The 460-nt window shown below is 67.2% G+C and carries 1 protein-coding gene; it reads left to right on the plus strand.

The genetic code is table 11. From position 1 onward, the window contains the following. On the plus strand, positions 1 to 460 hold a 460-nt coding region (locus tag FCS21_RS16005; RefSeq protein WP_503328520.1), incomplete at both ends, for a 5-oxoprolinase subunit C family protein.

Genomic DNA, 460 nt, shown 5'->3' on the forward strand with positions numbered 1-460 from the left:
TTTATCCTGCAAAAGGGCCAGCGCCTGCGCTTCACCCAGCCGTTCAGCGGCGCGCGGGCTTACCTGGCGGCGCCCGGCGGGTTTGATGCGCCGGATGTGCTGGGCAGCTGCGCCACGGTGGTACGTGAGGCGCTGGGCGGGCCGGACGGTTTCGGCAAGGCCTTGGCCGAAGGCGGGCGCTTGGCCTATTCCGGTACCGGCGGTGCGATGAAAGTGCTGAGCGAACAGGCGTTGCCGGCCAAGGTGCCGCTGGAGGTGATCGTCGGCGCCCAAATTGGCCTGTTCAGCGGCCAGAGCCTGTTCGATGCCTTCAACACCGACTGGGCCCTGGACAGCCGCGCCGACCGTATGGGCATGCGCTTGCTCGGTACGCCGTTGCAGTACCAGGGGCCCTCGCTGATTTCCGAAGGGATCCCGTTGGGTGGCATCCAAGTGCCGCCGGATGGGCAGCCGATTGTGT

Source organism: Colwellia ponticola (assembly GCF_005885605.1).
GTDB classification, from domain to species: Bacteria; Pseudomonadota; Gammaproteobacteria; order Enterobacterales; family Alteromonadaceae; genus Colwellia; species Colwellia ponticola.